Genomic DNA, 18,693 nt, shown 5'->3' with positions numbered 1-18,693 from the left:
CCTTAACGCGGCCTGAAGACGGGGGGCGCGGCGTGCAGACGCTTTGCTGCACTGGCCGTCTGCACCCCGTGCTGACCGGGTGATTACTCGGACGCGATCCCCAGCAGGTAGCGCCCGTAATCATTCTTGCGGAAGGTTTCTGCCCGCTTGAGCAGATCGTCGCGGGTGATGAAACCGGCCCGCCAGGCGATTTCATCCGGGCTGCCCACCTGCAATCCCTGCCGGTCGGTCAGGGTGCGCACGAAGTTCCCGGCATCCAGCAGGGACCCATGCGTTCCTGTATCCAGCCAAGCATAGCCGCGCCCCATGAGTTCCACCTGAAGGGACCCTTCGGCGCGGTATTTTTCAAGCAGATCAACGATTTCCAGTTCGCCCCGCGCCGAGGGGCGGATGCTTTCGGCAAGCTCTGGCGCGCGCCCGTCAAGGTAGTAAAGCCCGGTCACCGCATAGTTCGAAGGCGGCTGCGCCGGCTTTTCGATGATCGCGCGGACCTGTCCATCGGTATCGAAATCCACCACCCCATAGCGTTCAGGATCGGCGACGCGGTAGCCAAAGACGGTGCCCCCCGTCGCCTGCGCATCCGCCGTGGCCAGCGCCTGCGGCAAGCCGTGGCCGAAAAAGATGTTGTCGCCCAGAACCATGGCCGACGGCGCCCCGGCAAGGAAGTCGCGCGCCAGAAGATAGGCCTGCGCCAACCCGTCGGGCGAGGGCTGGACGATATAGGTGAAGGACAGGCCCCACTGGCCCCCATCGCCCATAAGCCTTTGGAATTGCGCCTGATCTTCCGGCGTGGTGATGATTGCGATGTCGCGGATACCGCCCAGCATCAGCACCGAAAGCGGGTAGTAGATCATCGGCTTGTCATAGATCGGCAGCAACTGCTTTGACACGCCCATCGTGATGGGCCAGAGCCGCGTGCCTGATCCGCCGGCCAGCAGGATCCCTTTGCGTCTGGTCATGTGCGAAGCTCCTTGAGGATGTCGGCAAGGCCCTGATGCCAGTCGGGCCGGGGGATGCCGTAGCTTTCGGTCAGGCGGGAACAATCGAGCCGCGAGTTGCGCGGGCGCGCGGCGGGGGTGGGATAGGCCGATGACGGAATATCGTTGATCGTGCAGTCCAGTCCGGCGTCTGCCATGATGGCGCGGGCGAAATCGGCCCAGCTGGTATCGGGCGCGCCCGCGAAATGATGCGTCCCGCCAGCCGCACCGTCGCAAAGCGCCGTTGCCGCCACGAACAGCGTGTCGGCAATGGCGGCAGCGGGGGTTGGGCCCCCGATCTGATCGGCCACGACGTTCAGGCTGGCCCGTTCCGCCCCGAGCCGCAGCATGGTTTTCACGAAGTTCTGGCCATGCGCCGACACCACCCAGCTTGTCCGCAGGATCAGGTGCCGCGCACCGCTGGCCCGGATCGCGTTTTCCCCCGCCAGCTTTGACCGGCCATAGGCGTTCAGCGGCGCGGTCGGGTGATCGGGGGTGAAGGCTGCGCTGCCCTGCCCATCAAAAACATAATCGGTCGAGATGTGCAGGAACGGCAGGCCCCGCGCCGCGCAGGCCCGCGCCATGGCGCCCGGGCTTTCGCCGTTCACCACGGTGGCCGCGTTCTCCTCTGCCTCGGCCTTGTCCACCGCCGTCCATGCGGCGGCGTTGATCACGGCATCTGCCGGATGTGCCGCAACGGCAGCGGCGCAGGCGGCGGGATCGCTTAGGTCGGCCCGGTCACGGCCCAAGAACACCGCCTCGGCCCCCGCGGGCAACCTGCGGGCCAGTTCCCGGGCCACCTGCCCGGTTTGCCCAAAGACCAGAAGCTTCACGCCTTGACCCCCAGCCTTTGCCCGACGCCCTGCCGCGCCTGAAGGGGGCGCCACCACGCCTCGTTGTCGAGATACCAGCGCACGGTGCGGCGCAGGCCTTCTTCCAGCGTCACCGACGGGCGCCAGCCCAGTTCGGTGCGGATGCGCGTGGGATCAATGGCATAGCGCAGGTCATGCCCGGGCCTGTCGGTCACGAAGGTGATCAGCCGGTCATGCGGCGCGCCCGCTGGCTGCATCTCGTCGAGCAGGGCGCAGATGGTGCGGACGATGTCGATGTTGCGCGCCTCATTCTCGCCGCCGATGTTGTAGCTGCGCCCGACCGGACCCTTCTCAAGCACGGTCAGCAGGGCATCGGCGTGATCTTCGACATAAAGCCAGTCGCGCACGTTTTCGCCCTTGCCGTAGACGGGGATGGGCTTGCCCGCCAGCGCGTTCAGGATCACCACCGGGATCAGCTTTTCGGGAAAGTGGAAGGGGCCGTAATTGTTGGAACAATTCGTCAGGACCACCGGCAGGCCATAGGTTTCGTGCCACGCCCGGACAAGGTGATCGGACGCCGCCTTCGAGGCCGAATAGGGGCTGCGCGGATCATAGGGCGTGTCTTCGGTGAACTTGCCGGTGGGGCCGAGCGATCCGAAGACCTCGTCGGTGGAGATGTGGTGGAAGCGGAAATCGGCGGGCCGCCCCTTGGCCTGCCAGAAGGCCCGCGTTGCCTCCAGCAGCGTGAATGTGCCGTTCACATTGGTTTCGATGAAATCCGACGGCCCGTCGATTGACCGGTCGACATGGCTTTCGGCCGCAAGGTGCATCACGGCGTCGGGATCGTGCGCGGCAAGGATGCGGTCCATCGCGGCGCGGTCGCGGATATCGGCCTTTTCAAAGGCATAGCCCGGCGCGTTTCCGACCGAGGCCACGTTTTCAAGGCAGGCGGCATAGGTCAGCGTATCGACATTCACGATCGAATGTCCCCGCGCGATGGCCAGCCGGACGACGGCGGATCCGATGAATCCCGCACCACCCGTCACAAGAATCTTCATGCAGCACCTTCATAGGCAAAGGGTGAGGTCCAGTCGGCAAAGGCGGGGGCGGCGGTGTCCTTGGCAGACAGGACAGGATCGGCCGTCAGGCCCCAGTCGATGCCAAGCGAATCCCACCGCACCGCGCCATCGCAATCCGGCGCATAGACATCGGTGCATTTGTACTGCACCTCGGTATCGGGCAGCAGCGTGACGAAGCCGTGGAGAAAACCCTTGGGGACCAGCAGCTGACGCCCATTCTCTGGCGTCAGGTCCACGGCGACCCAACGGCCATAGCTGGGTGATCCCCGGCGCACGTCCACCGCGATGTCGCGGATCGCACCGCGGGAGCAGCGGACCAGTTTGTCCTGCGCGCGGGGCGGGGCCTGATAATGCAGGCCGCGCAGCGTGCCGACCTGGGCCGAGAAGGAATGGTTGTCCTGCACGAAGGCAAGATCGAGGCCCGCCGATGCCATGCGCGCGGCGTTCCATGTTTCGGTGAACCACCCCCGTGCATCGCCAAAGCGCTGCGGGGTCAGGATCAGGACACCGGGCAAATCTGTGGGTTCAATCATCATGGGCAGCAGGTCGCATCTCTTAAGGGCAGGATTTGGGCATTAGATCAGCGCCTTGATGGCATCTGCCACGGCGTGGCCAAGCTTGGCATGGGCAGATTCGTCAAAATGGACGCCATCGACGGGGCTAACGGAAATCACCTGTCCCGCATCCAGAAAACCCACCCCGCGCGATTGCGCCAGATCGGCATAGAGCGGGGCCAGCGCCTGTGACCGCGCCGCGCCGCCCCAGAATTCCAGCCGGATCGGCCCGGTTTCCACCACGGGGGGCGGGCAGATCAGCAGGATGCGGAAGCCGCCATGGCGCGTCTGATATTCCAGCGACTGCGCCACGTCGATCAGCCCGGCCACCCCCGCCACCACCTGCTCGGGCGATGTCGCGAACCGTGTCTTCACGTCATTCGTGCCAAGCATCAGCGTCATCACGTCGATCGGGCCATGGGATTGCAGCGCCATGCGCAGGGCCGGGCGGCCGTTCATGATGGCCCCCATCACCGGGTCGTCATATTGCGCGGTGCGGCCGGGCAGGCCTTCCTCGACCAGGTCCCAGCCCGCGCCAAGCGCGGCCTGCGTCACCGTCGGCCAGCGGATGCCCGGGCCGAAGCGGCGGTATTCGGCGCGGTCGATGATCGGTGGAGTGCCATGGGTGTTGCTGTCGCCAAAGGTCAGAAGAACGGGCATTTCGGCTCCTTGGTCGGGATCGGGGCGCAGGCTATGGCGCGCATCGCCGCAGGTAAAGCGGCTTTGCCCCTTGGCCTTTGCATCCCCGGCGCGCATATAAGGGCGGCGACAGCGACGCGACGGGGATTGCGATGTTCGGTATGGAAGAAAAGACGATGCCGCAGGGCGACCTGATCAAGGACGGCACCGAAGCAACCTTCATGCAGGATGTGATCGAGGCCAGCCGCGAGGTGCCTGTGATCGTCGATTTCTGGGCCACATGGTGCGGTCCGTGCCGCACGCTGGGCCCCGCGCTGGAGGCGGCGGTCAAGGCCGCCAAGGGCAAGGTGCGGATGGTAAAGGTCGATGTCGACAAGAACCAGATGATCGCCGCGCAGCTGCGGATCCAGTCGATCCCCACGGTCTATGCCTTCTGGCAGGGCCAGCCGGTGGATGGCTTCCAAGGTGCGATCCCGGCGTCGGAGATCAAGGTCTTCGTCGACAAGCTTTCCGCCCTGACCGGCGATGATGGTGGATTGGCCGAGGCGCTGGAAGCCGCCGAGCAGATGTTGGCCGAGGGTGCGGTGGCCGATGCCGCCGAAACCTTCGCCGCAATTCTGGGCGAAGAACCGGAGAACGCCGTCGCCTATGCCGGGATGATCCGCTGCCATCTGGCGCTGGGCCAGTTGGACGAGGCCGAGGCGATGCTGGGTGCCACCCCCGCCGCCATGGCCCGCGCCAAGGAGATCGAGGCCGCGCGGGCGCAACTGGAACTGGCGCGGCAGGCCGCCAGTGCGGGGCCGGAGCAGGAATTGCGTGCCGCGGTCGAGGCGGACCCCCAGAACCGGCAGGCGCGGTTCGATCTTGCGCTGGCGCTGCACGCCGCCGGCAAGGTGGATGAGGCAGTGGATGCCTTGCTCGATCTGTTCCGGCTGGACCGGGAATGGAACGACGGCGCCGCCAAGGCGCAGTTGATGACGATCTTCGACGCGCTCAAGCCCACCGATCCCATCGTTCTGAAGGGCCGGCGCAGGCTTTCGTCGATGATATTTGCCTGATCCCCGGGGCGGCCTAAGTCCACAGTCATGATGAAAGTGACCGACCTGCCGGAAACGATCGCCGTCTTCCCGCTGCCCGGAGCATTGCTGTTGCCCCGTGGCCGACTGCCCCTGCACATCTTTGAACCGCGCTATCTGGCGATGATCGAGGATTGCATGAAGACCAAGCATCGCCTGATCGGCATGATCCAGCCGCGCGAGGTGCCGGGAACGGGCGAAAAGCGGCTGAATGCCATCGGCTGTGCGGGCCGTCTGACCGGTTTTTCGGAAACCGATGATGGGCGCTACATGATCACGCTGGCGGGTGTGTCGCGCTTTCGTGTGCGCGAAGAGGTGCAGGGCTTCACGCCCTATCGCCGCTGCACGGTGGATTGGGCGGGGTTCCAGCGCGATCTTGGCCCGGTGGAGGAAGACCAAGGTTTCCAGCGCGCGGATTTCCTCGCGCTGCTGGGGCGGTATTTCACCGCGATGAACCTGTCCACTGACTGGTCCAGCCTCAAGGAGGCCGAGACGGAGTTGCTGATCAATTCGCTCTCCATGCTTTGCCCCTTCAGCCCCGAGGACAAGCAGGCGCTGCTGGAGGCGCCGTCACTGACCACCCGGCGCGAAACGCTGGTCACACTGATCGAATTCGCCCTGCGCGGCGGTTCGGGTGATGAGATGATGCAATGACCGACGCCACCGTGATCGACCGCCGCATGCTGGAGGCGCTGGTCTGCCCCGTCACGCAGGCCGCGCTGACCTATGATGCGGACCGGCAGGAGCTTGTCTCCAAGGCGGCGGCGCTGGCCTTTCCCATCCGCGACGGCATCCCCATCATGCTGGTGGGCGAGGCGCGGAAGATCGACTAGATCGCCTGCCCGGCCAAGAGGCGCGGCAGATCGCCCTGCAACCCCGCCGCCTGCCGGATGAACCGGCGGCGCAGGCCCGGCAGGGCGTTCACGATGCCAAGGCCAAGGTCGCGCCCCGCGCGCAGGATCGGGTTGTCGTTGGAAAACAGCCGGTTGACCGTATCCATCCCCAGCGCCAGCGTCGTGGCATCAAAGCGGCGCCAGCGCTGATAGGCCTCGAGCGTTGTCTGGCTGCCGATATCTTCGCCCCGACGGGCGGCCTCGATCGCCACCTGCGCCAAGGCACCAACGTCGCGCAGGCCAAGGTTCAACCCCTGCCCGGCGATGGGATGCACGCCATGAGCGGCATCGCCCACCAGCGCCACGCGCGGCGCGATGAAGCGCTCGGCCAGTGACAGCGACAAGGGATAGGTGAAGCGGTCCCCGGCCAGCGCGATCTCGCCCAGAAAATCGCCGAAACGCGGGCGCAGCGCGGCCAGATAGTCCGCATCCGGCAGGGCCTGAATCCGCGCGGCATTTTCGGTGGTCTCGCTCCAGACGATGCTGGAATGGTGCCCGCCCTTCAGCGGCAGGATGGCAAGCGGACCTTCGGGCATGAAGAATTGATGTGCGATCCCCTGATGGTCGCCGTCGTGCCGGATCGCGGTCACCAGCGCGGTCTGGCCATAGCCCCAACCCACGCGCCGGATGCCGGCCCGCGCGGCGGTGCCGCTGCCGCGCCCGTCGCACCCCACCAAAAGCCGCCCGGTCAGCGTCTTGCCGCTGGCCAGCGTGACGGATGCGCCCTGCGCGCCCGTCTCCTGCGCCACCACGTTTTCCCCTGACAAGAGGGTGATGTTCGGCGTCTCGGCCATCGCCTGCCAGAACGCGGCGTAGAGGAAGCGGTCCTCCAGAAGAAAGCCCATGGGGCCTTCCTCGATCTCGGCGGCGTCGAAGGTCAGGAAGAACGGCGCCGGGCCCTGACCGGCCAGCCCGTCGGTTGCCTTGATCTTGTGGATCGGCTGGGCCTTGTCGCCGACGCGCGGCCAGATGCCTGTCACCGTCAGCAACCGTTTGGACGCGATGGCCAGCGCATAGGCCCGCCCGTCGAAACCCGCCTCGGCGCGCGCCGGGGCAGGGCGGTTGTCGATCACGGCCACGCGCAGGCCCCCTTGGGCAAGGGCAAGGGCAAGCGCGGGGCCGTTCAGGCCACCGCCAACGATCAGGATATCGGCATCGGGTGTCATGGGCCAAATATGGCCGGGCGGGCGGGATTGTCCATGCGCCGCCTTGCCGCTACGGTCCTTGTGAAACGAGGGGGGCAAGGGCGCATGGCGAAAAGCTGGCAGAACCTGACGGCAGCGGAACTGGGGCGCGAGATCGGGGCCGGGCGGATCAACCCCGTCGATCTGGCCGAACTGCATCTTGAGGCGATCAACCGCCACCCCCATGCTGACCGGATCTATGCGCGCCTGACCGCCACCCGCGCCCGGGCCGAGGCGATGGCCGCCCATGGCCGCGCCCGGCGCGGCTTTCGGCGCGGCCTTCTGGATGGTGTGCCGGTCAGCTGGAAAGACCTGTTCGATACGGCAGGCGTGCCGACCGAGGCGGGATCGGCGCTTCTGAAAGGCCGCACCCCCGCCCGCGATGCCGAGGTGCTGGAAGTGGCCACGCAAAGCGGGCTGGTCTGTCTTGGCAAGACGCATATGTCGGAACTGGCCTTTTCCGGCCTTGGCCTGAACCCTGTGACGGCCACGCCGCCCTGCATCAATGACGAAGCGGCGGTTCCGGGCGGGTCATCCTCGGGGGCGGCGGCTTCGGTCGCCTATGGGTTGGCCCCGGCGGCGATCGGATCCGACACGGGCGGATCGGTACGCATCCCGGCCGCGTGGAACGATCTGGTGGGGTTGAAGACGACGGCGGGCCGCCTGTCGCTGCGCGGCGCGGTGCCGCTGTGCGAAAGGTTCGATACGGTGGGGCCGATTGCCCGGACGGTAGAGGATTGCGCCCATCTTCTGGCAGCGATGGAGGGCGGGCGGCCCACCGATCTGGGCGGGGCAAGCCTGTCGGGCGCGCGGCTTCTGGTGCTGGAAACCGTGGCGCTGGACGATCTGCGCGACAGGCCTGCGCAAGGGTTTGAGGATGCCTGCGCCCGCCTTTCGGCGGCGGGGGCCACCCTGCACCACGCCAAGATCCCCGAGGTGGCCGAGGCGATGGGTCTCGCCGCAGCACTGTTCACGGCCGAGGCTTATGGGATCTGGCGTGACGCAATCGAAGCGGCCCCGCAGAAGATGTTTCCCCGCATCCTCGAACGGTTCCGGTCCGGCGCGGCCTTCTCTGGCGCGGATTACGTCGCCGGCTGGCGGCGGCTGGAGGTGCTGCGCAAGCTGTGGGCAGACAGGACGGCGGCCTATGACGCAGTGATCCTGCCCACATCGCCCATCCTGCCACCGCAGGCGGATCGGCTGATGACGGATGACAATTACTATGTGACCGAAAACCTGCTCGCCTTGCGCAATACCCGGATCGGCAACCTGATGGGGCTGTGCGGGCTGACGCTGCCGACGATGCAGCCATCCTGCGGGATCAGTTTTCTGGGCGCGCCCCTGCAGGAAGAGCGCCTCTTGCGGTTGGGCGCGGCGGCATCGCGCGCGCTGCGCTAGGCGGCGGACGGGTCGGAAAAGCCACAGCCGCCCGGGCCAAGTGGCCCCGACGCTTGCCTTTTTCTGGACCGCCGCGCGCCGGTTGGTTATCGTGACACCAAACGGGGCGATACGACCCCGATATTGAGGCATGAATGCAGTTTCCTGAGCGGTTTTCGAGCCTGCCGGATTACGCATTTCCGCGTTTGCGGAAATTGCTCGACCCCCACGCGCCGGGGGCCGATCCCATTACCATGACGATCGGCGAGCCGCGCCATCCGATGCCGGATTTCGTGGCGCCCGTCCTGGCCGAGAACAACGCAGGCTTTGGCATCTACCCGCCGAACGATGGCACGCCCGAGCTTTTGGCCGCGATTTCGGGCTGGATCGCGCGCCGCTATGGCGTGACGCTGGGCGAGGAGCGGCTGATGGTGCTGAACGGCACGCGCGAGGGGCTGTTCAACGCCGCCGTCGCGCTGTGCCCGGAAACCAAGGGCGGCAAGCGGCCGGTCGTCCTCATGCCGAACCCGTTCTATCAGGTCTATGCAGTGGCCGCGCTGGCGATGGGGGCAGAGCCTGTCTATGTGCTGGCCACGGCGGCGACCGGGTTTTTGCCCGATTACGCCGCCCTGCCGCGCGAGGTGCTGGATCGCACGGCGATTGCCTATCTCTGCTCGCCCGCCAATCCGCAGGGGGCGATCGCGTCGCGCGCCTATCTGGCAACGCTGCTGCGGCTGGCCGAGACGCATGATTTCCGCGTCCTGTCCGACGAATGTTATTCCGAGATCTGGCGCGATGCGCCGCCCCCGGGCGGGCTGGAGGTGGCGCAAGAGATCGGCGCGGACCCTGAGCGGCTCTGCGTGTTCCACTCCCTGAGCAAGCGGTCGAACCTGCCGGGCCTGCGGTCGGGTTTCGTCGCGGGTGGGGTGCAGAGCATCGCCCGTATCCGCCAGTTGCGCGCCTTTGCCGGTGCGCCGCTGCCCCTGCCCATCCAGCGCGTCAGCGAACGCGCCTGGGGTGATGAGGCGCATGTGGCGGCCAATCTGGCGCTCTATCAGGAAAAGTTCCGCATCGCGGATGAGGTTTTCGCCGGCGTGCAGGGGTTCCAGAACCCCGAAGGCGGCTTCTTCCTCTGGCTGCCGGTCGAAGATGGCGAGGCGGCAGCGCTGAAGCTGTGGCAGCAGGCGGGCGTGCGCGTCCTGCCCGGCGCCTATCTTTCGCGCGACGCTGGGGGGCAGAACCCCGGCAAGGGATATATCCGGGTCGCCTTGGTGGCCCCAAAAGACGAGATGCAGCGCGGCCTGATCCGGCTTCGCGACTGCCTATATGGGTGAGGGACGACAGTATGGCATCCTATCAGGCGCGGCAGCGGGATCCCCTTCTGGATCAGAACATGCAGGCGATGCTGGAACGGCGCGGGCGCGAGCTTTTGGGGCTGGTGCTGCTGGTCGTCTCGTTCTGTTTCGTGCTGATGCTGTGGACCTATTCGCCGGATGATCCGGGCTGGATGGTGGCGACCGATGAACCGGCCAAGAACGCGCTGGGCCGTTTCGGCGCGGCGCTGTCTTCGACGCTGATCATCATCGCGGGGCGTGGTGTCTGGGCTGTGCCGCTGATCATCGGGGCGTGGGGGCTGCGGTTCCTGCTGCATCGCGGGTCGGAACGGGCGTTGGGCCGGATCGTGTTCGCGGTGATCGCGGTGGCGATGTGTTCGGTCTATGCTGCGTCGCTCGTGCCGGGTGCGGGCTGGCCCCATTCCTTTGGTCTGGGTGGCCTGTTCGGCGATACGGTGCTGGGCGCCTTGATCGGGATCGTGCCGGGCGGTGCCGGGATCAGCCTGAAGATCGTGTCGCTGCTGGTCGGGCTGGGCATGATCGCCATGCTTCTGTTCGTGACCGGGTTCGACCTGCCCGAGCTGCGCCAGATCGGGCGTTTCCTGATGGTGGGATCGGTGCTGGCCTATTCGCAGGGCATGGCGCTGGCCGGTCGTGGCGCGCAATCCACCGCCCGCGCGGCGCAAGCGATGCAGGATCGCCGCCGCGCCACGATGGCAATGCGCCAGCAGGCGGCCGACGCGCGCCGCCACGCCCCCATGAATGCCCCCATGAACGCCCCGGCGATGGCCGAACCGCAGCCGCTGCCGCGCGGCGGCATGGTCCGCCGCCCGATGCCCGAACCCGCCGCACCCCCGGCACAGGGCTCTGCCGATTGGGGCCGCCCGGTGCAACTGAGGGCCGAGCCGCGCTATGCCGCGCCCTTGGCCGAGGCGCCGCATTACGCGCCGCCGCGGGAAAAGCTTGGCCTTCTGGCCCGCATGCCTAACCTGATGCGCCGTCTGGCCGAGCCCGAGCCGGAACTGGTGGAACCTGCCCATATCGCCTATGCCGACGACTTCCAGCCTGACGAGGATCGGATCCGCGCCCGCATCTCGGATGTGATCAAGTCGCGCATCCGCAACCCCGGCGGCCCTGTTTCGGCGGTGCAGGCCGCCGTTGCGCGGCGCGAGCCCGCCCTGCGGCGCGGCCCGCAGCCGCTGATCTTCAAGCCCGAGCCGCAGGCCGCATCCTTGCCCCTGCCGCCCGAACCGCCGGTCTTTGCCGGGGCCGTCGCGGCCGCCCCTGTCGTGCCGCCGCTTGGCGCCGCGCTGCGAGGCATGGACATGCCCATGCCCGTTTCCAATCCCGCACAGGTGCCCGAGGCAGAGGCCGAGGACTGGCCGACCGCAGAAAACATGTTCCGCGATGAACTGGCCGAGGATTGGTCGCCCGAATTCGATGATGAGATCGAGCCGGACTACATCGCCGCCCCGGCCCCGCGCGCGGCTGTGGTGGCCGACCGCCGCCCTGTCGTGCAGCATGTGGCGAAAAAGCCGGTCGCCCCGTCGCGTCAGGCCATGGCAGAGGCGCAGCCGCGCCTGCGCTTTGAAGACACGCAATCCGTCTATGAACTGCCGCCCCTGTCGCTGCTGACCGCGCCGGTCAAGGCAGAGCGTTCCGCCCTGTCGGATGAGGCGCTGGAAGAAAACGCCCGCATGCTGGAAAGCGTGCTGGATGATTACGGCGTGAAGGGCGAGATCGTCAGTGTCCGCCCCGGCCCTGTGGTGACGATGTACGAACTGGAACCCGCGCCGGGGCTGAAGGCATCCCGCGTGATCGGGCTGGCCGATGACATCGCGCGGTCCATGTCGGCGCTGTCGGCCCGCGTTTCCACGGTTCCCGGCCGCACGGTGATCGGGATCGAATTGCCGAACGCCCATCGCGAAAAGGTCGTGCTGCGGGAAATCCTTTCGGCGCGGGACTTTGGCGACAGCAACATGCGTTTGCCGCTTGCGCTGGGCAAGGATATCGGGGGCGAGCCGGTGGTGGCGAACCTTGCCAAGATGCCCCACCTTCTGATCGCCGGGACCACGGGTTCGGGCAAGTCGGTGGCCATCAACACGATGATCCTGTCGCTTCTCTACAAGCTGACGCCCGAGGAATGCCGCCTGATCATGATCGACCCGAAGATGCTGGAACTGTCGGTCTATGACGGGATTCCGCATCTCCTTTCCCCCGTCGTGACGGATCCGAAGAAGGCCGTCGTCGCCCTGAAATGGGTGGTGGGCGAGATGGAGGAACGGTATCGCAAGATGTCCAAGATGGGCGTGCGGAACATCGAAGGCTATAACGGCCGGGTGCGCGAGGCGCTGGCCAAGGGCGAGATGTTCAAGCGCACGATCCAGACCGGGTTTGACGAGGATACCGGCGAGCCGGTTTTCGAGACCGAGGAGTTTGCCCCCGTCACCCTGCCCTATATCGTTGTGATCGTTGATGAAATGGCCGATCTGATGATGGTCGCGGGCAAGGAGATCGAGGCCTGCATCCAGCGTCTGGCGCAGATGGCGCGGGCATCGGGCATCCATCTGATCATGGCGACGCAGCGGCCTTCGGTGGACGTGATCACCGGCACGATCAAGGCGAACTTCCCCACCCGGATTTCGTTCCAGGTAACCAGCAAGATCGACAGCCGCACCATCCTTGGCGAACAGGGGGCGGAGCAGCTGCTGGGGATGGGCGACATGCTCTACATGGCGGGTGGGGCGCGGATCACCCGCATTCACGGGCCGTTTGTGAGCGATGAAGAGGTCGAGGAAATCGTCAATCACCTCAAGAGCTTCGGTCCGCCCGCCTATATGTCGGGCGTCGTTGAGGGGCCCGAGGATGACCGTGCGGATGACATTGACCTTGTCCTCGGCCTTGGGGGCGGGGAAAGCGGCGGGGATGACGCGCTGTATGATCAGGCCGTGGCCATCGTGGCGAAGGATCGGAAATGTTCCACGAGCTACATCCAGCGCAAGCTGGGGATCGGCTATAACAAGGCCGCGCGTCTGGTGGAGCAGATGGAAGAGCAGGGCGTCGTGACCCGCGCGAACCATGTGGGCAAGCGCGAGATTCTGGTGCCGGAGGCCTGAAATCCATTAAGGATTCGTTAACACAGGGCCGTCCTTCGGGGCGGCCTTGTGCTTTTCCTGACCTGTTGCTAGGTGCGGCGCTTGCAGGAAAAGGGCGTGCGATGAAGGTCTTGCGGGCGATCAACGGGCTGGAGGACATGGTGGGGGCGGGGCTGGTTCCGGCCACCGCCGCGCCGGCCCTTGCACCCGTGGAGGCGGCCTTCCGCATCCGGGTGACCGGCGCGATGCAGGCCGCCATGGCCGCGCCGGATGATCCCGTGGCGCGGCAGTTCGTGCCGGATGTCGCGGAACTGACCATCCGCGACGAGGAATTGGCCGATCCCATCGGCGACGAGGCCCATGCCCCGGTGAAAGGGTTAACACATCGTTACCCGGATCGCGTGATCCTGCATGTGACCAAGACCTGCGCGGTCTATTGCCGTTTCTGTTTTCGTCGTGAGGCGGTGGGTGAAGAGGGGAGCCTGCCGGAAAGTGACCTTATGGCCGCGCTGGATTACATCGCGGTTAATCCGGCGATCCGCGAGGTGATCCTGACGGGCGGTGACCCGCTGGTGCTTTCTGCACGCCGTATCAAGGGGTTGATGGATCGGCTGGGCGATATTGCCCATGTCGATGTGGTGCGGATTCACACGCGGATACCCGTCGTCGCGCCAGAAAAGGTAACGGATGCGATGGTTTCGGCGCTGAAGGGGCGGGCTTCGGTCTGGATCGTGGTGCATACGAACCATGCGCAAGAGATCACCGCGTGCGCCGAGGCGGCGCTGGCCCGGCTGGTAGAGGCGGGAATTCCCCTGCTTTCCCAATCGGTTCTGCTGCGTGGGGTGAATGACAGCGTGGCGGCGTTGGAAGGGTTGTTCCGGAAGCTGATCGGGTGTCGGGTGAAGCCCTATTATCTGCACCATTGCGATCTGGCGAAGGGGACATCGCATTTTCGCACCACGATTGCCGAAGGGCAGGCCCTGATGGCCGGGCTGCGGGGGCGGGTGAGCGGGACGCTGTTGCCGACTTATGTGATTGATATCCCCGGTGGTTTTGGAAAAGTGCCGCTGGTGCGGGATCATGCGGAGCCCTTGGGCGGGGGGCGCTGGCGGATCACCGACTGGCAGGGTGGCGTGCATGTTTACCACGATCCCGAGCGGTGACGGGCGTGCAGCCACTGGTGCAGCAGCGCAGTGCAGCAAAGCGTATGCACGCAGCGGGCGGTGGTCGAAGGGCGCGTAAAGGTTAAACTGGTCGCGGGGATGCTGATACCCCCTCCCCGACCCTCCCCCGTGCCGGGGGAGGGAGGGGCGCGATGGGGAAACGCTGCGCGCGGGGAAAGGGTCAGGCCGGTTGAGCCGCCCCGAAGCCCGCGGGCTTTGCCGCGCGGGCCTTGAGATAGCGCCCGTAACCCAGATCGGCGCTTTCGATCTCGGTCATCTTGCCCGAGAGGATATCGGCAAGCACCCGGCCCGACCCTGCGGCCATGGTCCATCCCAGCGTGCCGTGGCCGGTGTTCAGGAACAGGTTGGGGATCGTGGAGCGGCCGACGATGGGGGTGCCATCGGGCGTCATCGGGCGCAGGCCCGTCCAGAAGCTGGCGCGCGACTGATCGCCCGCGCCGCCGAACAGGTCTTCGACGGAATGTTCCAGCGTCGCGCGGCGCTTGGGGTTCAGCGACAGATCAAAGCCCGCGATTTCAGCCATGCCGCCCACGCGGATACGGTCGCCCAGCCGGGTGATGGCGATCTTGTGGGTTTCGTCCATCACGGTGGAGACGGGGGCGCGGTCTGCATCCACGATCGGGACGGTGATCGAATAGCCCTTGACCGGATAGACCGGCAGCTTGATCCCGAAGCGCGCGACGAGGAAGGGCGAATAGCTGCCCAGCGCCACGACAAAGGCATCCGCGGTAATGCGGCCCGCGGAGGTGTGGACGGCGCTGATGCGGCCTGCCTCCTGTTCCAGCCCGTCGATGGAGACGCCGTAGCGGAAGGTCACGCCAAGGGCGGCGGCCATGTCCGACAGCGCGTTGGTGAATTTGAAGCAGTCACCCGTTTCATCGCCCGGCAGGCGCAGGCCCCCGGCGATCTTGTCGCGGGCGGCGGCGAGGCCGGGTTCGGCCTTGATGCAGGCGTCACGATCCAGCACCTCGAACGGGACACCATCGGCGCGCAGCACCTCGATATCCTTGGCGGCGCCGTCCACCTGCTTCTGCGTGCGGAACAGTTGCAGCGTACCTTGGGTGCGTTCGTCATAGGTGATGCCGGTTTCGGCGCGCAGGTCGATCAGGCAATCGCGCGAATATTCGGCCAAGCGCACCATGCGGCGCTTGTTTTCCTGATAGGCGGCGGTGGTGCAATTGGCCAGCATCCGCGCCATCCAGCCCAGCTTGTGCAGATCGGGGCGCGGCTGGATGATCAGGGGGGCGTGTTTCATGAACATCCACTTGATGGCCTTCATCGGGATGCCGGGCGCGGCCCAGGGCGAGGAATAGCCGGGGCTGATTTCGCCCGCGTTCGCGAAGGAGGTTTCCAGCGACGGGCCGGGCTGACGGTCGATCACCGTCACGTCATGGCCGGCACGCGCCAGATACCAGGCCGAAGTCACGCCGATCACGCCTGCGCCAAGTACCACGACCTTCATCTTCGCCGCTCCATCAAGGGGTTTCCGGGATGGACAGAAGATGCCGCAGGCGATGCGGAAGGTGCTTGTGAAAATTGGGGGCGGAGAGGGGGTGGATGCAAGAAATTCATCTAATTTTCAGTAATAGTCGAAGAAATCTTCATTCTAAGCCATAAATTCGCGAACGATCTGCGGCGAATGTCGGTCTTGGCGGATGTTTCTGCGTTCATAATCTGCCCAGAGAATCGGCAATCGCGCGTGAAAACTGCCGAACATCTGGTGTCACGCCGCTTCACAGCATCGGCACAAGATCGCAACATCCCGCCTGCCGGGGATGCAAGCGCGGGGCCGAGGCGATATATTGCAGGCATGATGATGAACCGTCGTACTGCCCTTGTGGCCCCGTTCGCCCCGCTTGCCCTTGCCATGCTTGGCCTTCCCGCCCGGGCGGAACCCGTTCCGCTTGCGGCCTTGAGCGATTACCTGAACAGCCTGACGACGGCCGAGGCCGATTTCACGCAGGTGAATGCCGACGGGTCGCGGTCGCAGGGGAAGCTGTATATCCGGCGCCCGGGACGGGTGCGGTTTGAATATGCCCCGCCGGATCGCAGCCTTGTGCTGGCCGGGGGCGGGCAGGTGGCGATCTTCGATTCCAAGTCGAACCAGCCGCCCGAGCAATATCCGCTGCGGCGGACGCCGCTGAACCTGATCCTGGCGGAGCGGGTGGATCTGGGGCGGGCGCGGATGGTGGTGGGGCATTACGAGGCCGACAACACCACGCGCGTGGTGGCGCAGGATCCCGACTATCCCGAATACGGGACGATCGAGCTGGTGTTTCTGAACAATCCCGTCACGCTGGCGCAGTGGATCATCACCGATGATCTGGGCAGCCGGACGACCGTCGTGCTGGACCGCATGGTTCTGGGCGGCAACCTGCCGCCGTCGCTGTTCAACATCGCGGCCGAGGTGGACCGGCGCAAGACGCGCTGATCCACTGGGCGGGGGAGCACCCGGGGTTGAGGCCCCGGGGTTCAGGCGTCGTTCTTAGGCGCGTCCGCAGCTGGCCAGTTGGGCGCGGTACATCTCGGCCCGTTCGGCGACGCGGGCCGACACGTCCATCAGCCATGGCTTGTTCAGGTAGGACTGGTTGGCGTAACCCGTGCGCCCTTCGTGATAGGCGAGGTATTGCGCCTGTGCATCCCATTTGGAAATGCCCAGCCGTTCGGTAGAGGCATTCATGTACCAGCCCATAAAATCGGCGGCATCGTCGATCCGGTCGCGGCGCGCGCGGAACCTGCGCTGTTCCTCCTGATACTCTTCCCATGTGCCGTCGAGCGCCTGGCTGTAGCCATAGGCCGAGGATTGCCGCCCCATCGGAATGACGCCCAAGGCATAGCGGTGGGGGGTGCGGGCATTGCCGATGAATTTGGATTCCTGATGGAAGGTCGCCATCTGGACATGGACCGGGATGCCCCAGCGGCGTTCGGTATCCTTCATGGCGCGGAAATAGGCCGGACGCTCGGCCACGAGGGCGCAGGCGTTGTCCAGGTTGCGTGGCGCCGAATAGTTGCCGCCCCCGCAGGAGGCCAGCAACATCAACAGGATCGACGCGCGAAGAAGTCTGCTCATTTGCCCCTCGCACTTTTATATTTTGCGGGGAGAATAAGGCAAAAGCCGCCCGGGGGGAATGCCGGATCGCGGCCTTTCAGATCAGAAAGGCGAGAGTGAGCGGAAGTGTGATCACCGACAGGAGGGTGGAGGCGATGACAAGGCCTGCCACGGATTCGGCATCGGCGCCGTATTTTTCGGCCAGCATGTAGGAGGTCACCGCAACCGGGGTGGTGACTTGCAGGATCAGCACGGCCAAAGCCACCGGCGGCAGGCCGAAGAGGAGCCCCGCGCCAAGCGCGATGCCAAGGCAGATGGCCGAGCGCAGGGCCGAGAGCCAGAGCGCGTGGCCAAGGCGGCGCGCGTTCAGCCGGGCCACGGCGACGCCCAGCGTGATCAGCATCAGGGGAATGGCGATCTGGCCGATCAGATCGAGAGAGTTGGTCAGCCAGGCGGGTGTCTGCCAGCCTTGCCAGAGGAACAGGCCCCCCAGCAGCGTGGCGCCCATGATCGGTTCGCGCAACAGGCGCGCGGGTGATCCGCCCCCGGCCACGATCCAGACGCCGAAGGTGAAGCTCCACAGGATCATCACGGCGAAGACGACGACCGCGTAGCCGAGCCCCGTCTGCCCGAAGGCGAAAAGCGCGAGCGGCAGGCCGACATTGCCCGTATTGCCGAAGATGAGCGGGGCGAGGAAGGTGCGGCGATCCAGCCCCATGATCGCGGTCAGCCCCCAGAAGGCTAGCGTCAGCGCGCCATAGGCTAGCGCGGCGGCAAAGACGACCGAGGTCAGGGCGGCGGGGTCGATCTCGGTCTTCATCAGCGCGGTGAAGACGAGGGCCGGGACGGAGAGCGTCATGCACAGGCGGGTGATGAACTCCATCCGGTATTCAAAGCCTGCGCGCACCCAGACAAAGCCTACCAGACCAAGCAGCCCCACGGGGGCCACGATCTCGAGCACTGTAAGGACAAGGTTCACAGACTGTTTCCCTGCTGGTCCACCTGCCGGATGGACAAGCGACCGGGTGAGGGATTAGTAAATGAATTCAAGGGAAGCAATGTCATGTTCACTGCGGCGGCAAAATTTCACATCGGGCAGGTGGTCCGGCATCGGAAGCATCCCTTCCGCGGCGTGATCTTTGATGTCGATCCGCGGTTTTCGAACACCGAGGAATGGTATGACGCGATCCCCGAGGACAGCCGTCCTTCGAAGGATCAGCCCTTCTATCATCTTCTGGCTGAGAATGAGCAGAGCTATTACATCGCCTATGTGTCCGAGCAGAACCTTCTGCCCGACGAGACGGGCGAGCCGGTTGGCCATCCCGATCTGCCCGATCTGTTCGGCGATTTCGAGGATGGGCGCTATCCCCTGCAGTTCCAGCTGAACTGATCGCGCGCCGCCCGGGGCCGCTTACCAGCTTTTCATCATTTCCGGTTTTG

The 18,693-nt window shown here is 65.8% G+C and carries 18 protein-coding genes; 9 read left to right on the top strand and 9 right to left on the bottom strand.

The features are described 5' to 3' along the window. Positions 1-83: 83 nt before the first annotated feature. Genes rfbA through GU920_RS06185 form a run of 5 tightly spaced genes read right to left on the bottom strand, consistent with a single transcriptional unit; the run spans position 84 to position 4,082 of the window. Positions 84-959: a glucose-1-phosphate thymidylyltransferase RfbA gene (gene rfbA, locus GU920_RS06205; protein ID WP_161766059.1), complete on the bottom strand. Its 876-nt coding sequence runs from the start codon at positions 957-959 to the stop codon at positions 84-86. Continuing rightward, on the bottom strand, positions 956-1,810 hold the full coding sequence (gene rfbD / locus GU920_RS06200; RefSeq protein ID WP_161766058.1) for a dTDP-4-dehydrorhamnose reductase: 855 nt from the start codon (positions 1,808-1,810) through the stop codon (positions 956-958). Before rfbD ends, rfbA begins: the two co-directional genes overlap by 4 nt. Next, positions 1,807-2,847 (bottom strand): dTDP-glucose 4,6-dehydratase, encoded by a 1,041-nt coding sequence (gene rfbB / locus GU920_RS06195; protein WP_161766057.1) that lies wholly within the window; start codon positions 2,845-2,847, stop codon positions 1,807-1,809. The genes rfbD and rfbB overlap by 4 nt, the downstream gene beginning before the upstream one ends. After that, the gene (rfbC, locus tag GU920_RS06190; RefSeq protein ID WP_161766056.1) at positions 2,844-3,404 is read right to left on the bottom strand and encodes a dTDP-4-dehydrorhamnose 3,5-epimerase; all 561 of its coding nucleotides are present in this window, start codon (positions 3,402-3,404) and stop codon (positions 2,844-2,846) included. Before rfbC ends, rfbB begins: the two co-directional genes overlap by 4 nt. Positions 3,405-3,443: 39 nt before the next feature. Beyond that, positions 3,444-4,082 carry an SGNH/GDSL hydrolase family protein gene (locus GU920_RS06185; protein ID WP_161766055.1) on the bottom strand — a complete coding sequence of 213 codons (639 nt, stop codon included), beginning with the start codon at positions 4,080-4,082 and terminating at the stop codon, positions 3,444-3,446. 131 nt (positions 4,083-4,213) lie between these two features. On the opposite strand from GU920_RS06185, the gene trxA reads away from it, so the two are divergent. Genes trxA through GU920_RS06170 form a run of 3 tightly spaced genes read left to right on the top strand, consistent with a single transcriptional unit; the run spans position 4,214 to position 5,970 of the window. Next, positions 4,214-5,119 carry a thioredoxin gene (gene trxA / locus GU920_RS06180; protein WP_161766054.1) on the top strand — a complete coding sequence of 302 codons (906 nt, stop codon included), beginning with the start codon at positions 4,214-4,216 and terminating at the stop codon, positions 5,117-5,119. Positions 5,120-5,146: 27 nt separating this feature from the next. Then, positions 5,147-5,791, top strand: coding sequence for an LON peptidase substrate-binding domain-containing protein (locus GU920_RS06175; RefSeq protein ID WP_161766053.1), 645 nt, complete (start codon positions 5,147-5,149; stop codon positions 5,789-5,791). Next, a complete protein-coding gene (locus GU920_RS06170) occupies positions 5,788-5,970 on the top strand; it encodes a Trm112 family protein (RefSeq protein ID WP_161766052.1) in 183 nt (60 codons plus the stop codon). Before GU920_RS06175 ends, GU920_RS06170 begins: the two co-directional genes overlap by 4 nt. Here GU920_RS06170 and GU920_RS06165 read toward each other — a convergent pair. After that, positions 5,967-7,196, bottom strand: coding sequence for a UbiH/UbiF/VisC/COQ6 family ubiquinone biosynthesis hydroxylase (locus tag GU920_RS06165; RefSeq protein WP_161766051.1), 1,230 nt, complete (start codon positions 7,194-7,196; stop codon positions 5,967-5,969). The two genes, GU920_RS06170 and GU920_RS06165, sit on opposite strands and share 4 nt — an antisense overlap. A gap of 84 nt (positions 7,197-7,280) precedes the next feature. On the opposite strand from GU920_RS06165, the gene GU920_RS06160 reads away from it, so the two are divergent. The 4 genes from GU920_RS06160 (at position 7,281) to GU920_RS06145 (ending at position 14,183) form a co-directional block, all read left to right on the top strand. Then, entirely contained in the window at positions 7,281-8,612 is a 1,332-nt protein-coding gene (locus tag GU920_RS06160) for an amidase (RefSeq protein WP_161766050.1), read from the top strand. A 134-nt stretch (positions 8,613-8,746) separates the two neighbouring features. Beyond that, positions 8,747-9,925 carry an aminotransferase class I/II-fold pyridoxal phosphate-dependent enzyme gene (locus tag GU920_RS06155; RefSeq protein ID WP_161766049.1) on the top strand — a complete coding sequence of 393 codons (1,179 nt, stop codon included), beginning with the start codon at positions 8,747-8,749 and terminating at the stop codon, positions 9,923-9,925. Positions 9,926-9,936: 11 nt separating this feature from the next. After that, on the top strand, positions 9,937-13,041 hold the full coding sequence (locus GU920_RS06150) for a DNA translocase FtsK (protein ID WP_161766048.1): 3,105 nt from the start codon (positions 9,937-9,939) through the stop codon (positions 13,039-13,041). 101 nt (positions 13,042-13,142) lie between these two features. Then, the gene (locus GU920_RS06145; protein ID WP_161766047.1) at positions 13,143-14,183 is read left to right on the top strand and encodes a lysine-2,3-aminomutase-like protein; all 1,041 of its coding nucleotides are present in this window, start codon (positions 13,143-13,145) and stop codon (positions 14,181-14,183) included. 181 nt (positions 14,184-14,364) lie between these two features. Here the strand turns inward: GU920_RS06145 and GU920_RS06140 are convergent, their stop codons facing one another. Beyond that, positions 14,365-15,666, bottom strand: a complete 1,302-nt coding sequence (locus tag GU920_RS06140) for a D-amino acid dehydrogenase (RefSeq protein WP_161766046.1) — start codon at positions 15,664-15,666, stop codon at positions 14,365-14,367. A 354-nt stretch (positions 15,667-16,020) separates the two neighbouring features. On the opposite strand from GU920_RS06140, the gene GU920_RS06135 reads away from it, so the two are divergent. Beyond that, positions 16,021-16,635, top strand: a complete 615-nt coding sequence (locus tag GU920_RS06135; RefSeq protein ID WP_201744049.1) for a LolA family protein — start codon at positions 16,021-16,023, stop codon at positions 16,633-16,635. A 54-nt stretch (positions 16,636-16,689) separates the two neighbouring features. Here GU920_RS06135 and GU920_RS06130 read toward each other — a convergent pair whose 3' ends face one another. Beyond that, positions 16,690-17,274 carry a transglycosylase SLT domain-containing protein gene (locus GU920_RS06130; RefSeq protein ID WP_161766045.1) on the bottom strand — a complete coding sequence of 195 codons (585 nt, stop codon included), beginning with the start codon at positions 17,272-17,274 and terminating at the stop codon, positions 16,690-16,692. A 76-nt stretch (positions 17,275-17,350) separates the two neighbouring features. Then, entirely contained in the window at positions 17,351-18,232 is an 882-nt protein-coding gene (locus tag GU920_RS06125) for an AEC family transporter (RefSeq protein ID WP_161766044.1), read from the bottom strand. Positions 18,233-18,316: 84 nt separating this feature from the next. Between GU920_RS06125 and hspQ the strand changes: the two genes are divergently transcribed. Further along, entirely contained in the window at positions 18,317-18,643 is a 327-nt protein-coding gene (gene hspQ, locus GU920_RS06120; RefSeq protein WP_161766043.1) for a heat shock protein HspQ, read from the top strand. Positions 18,644-18,693 lie beyond the last annotated feature (50 nt).

This window comes from Paragemmobacter ruber (genome assembly GCF_009908315.1).
Taxonomy (GTDB): Bacteria; Pseudomonadota; Alphaproteobacteria; order Rhodobacterales; family Rhodobacteraceae; genus Paragemmobacter; species Paragemmobacter ruber.
The sequence above is the reverse complement of the archived record's forward strand: the minus strand, read 5'-3'. Positions and strand labels throughout refer to the sequence as shown.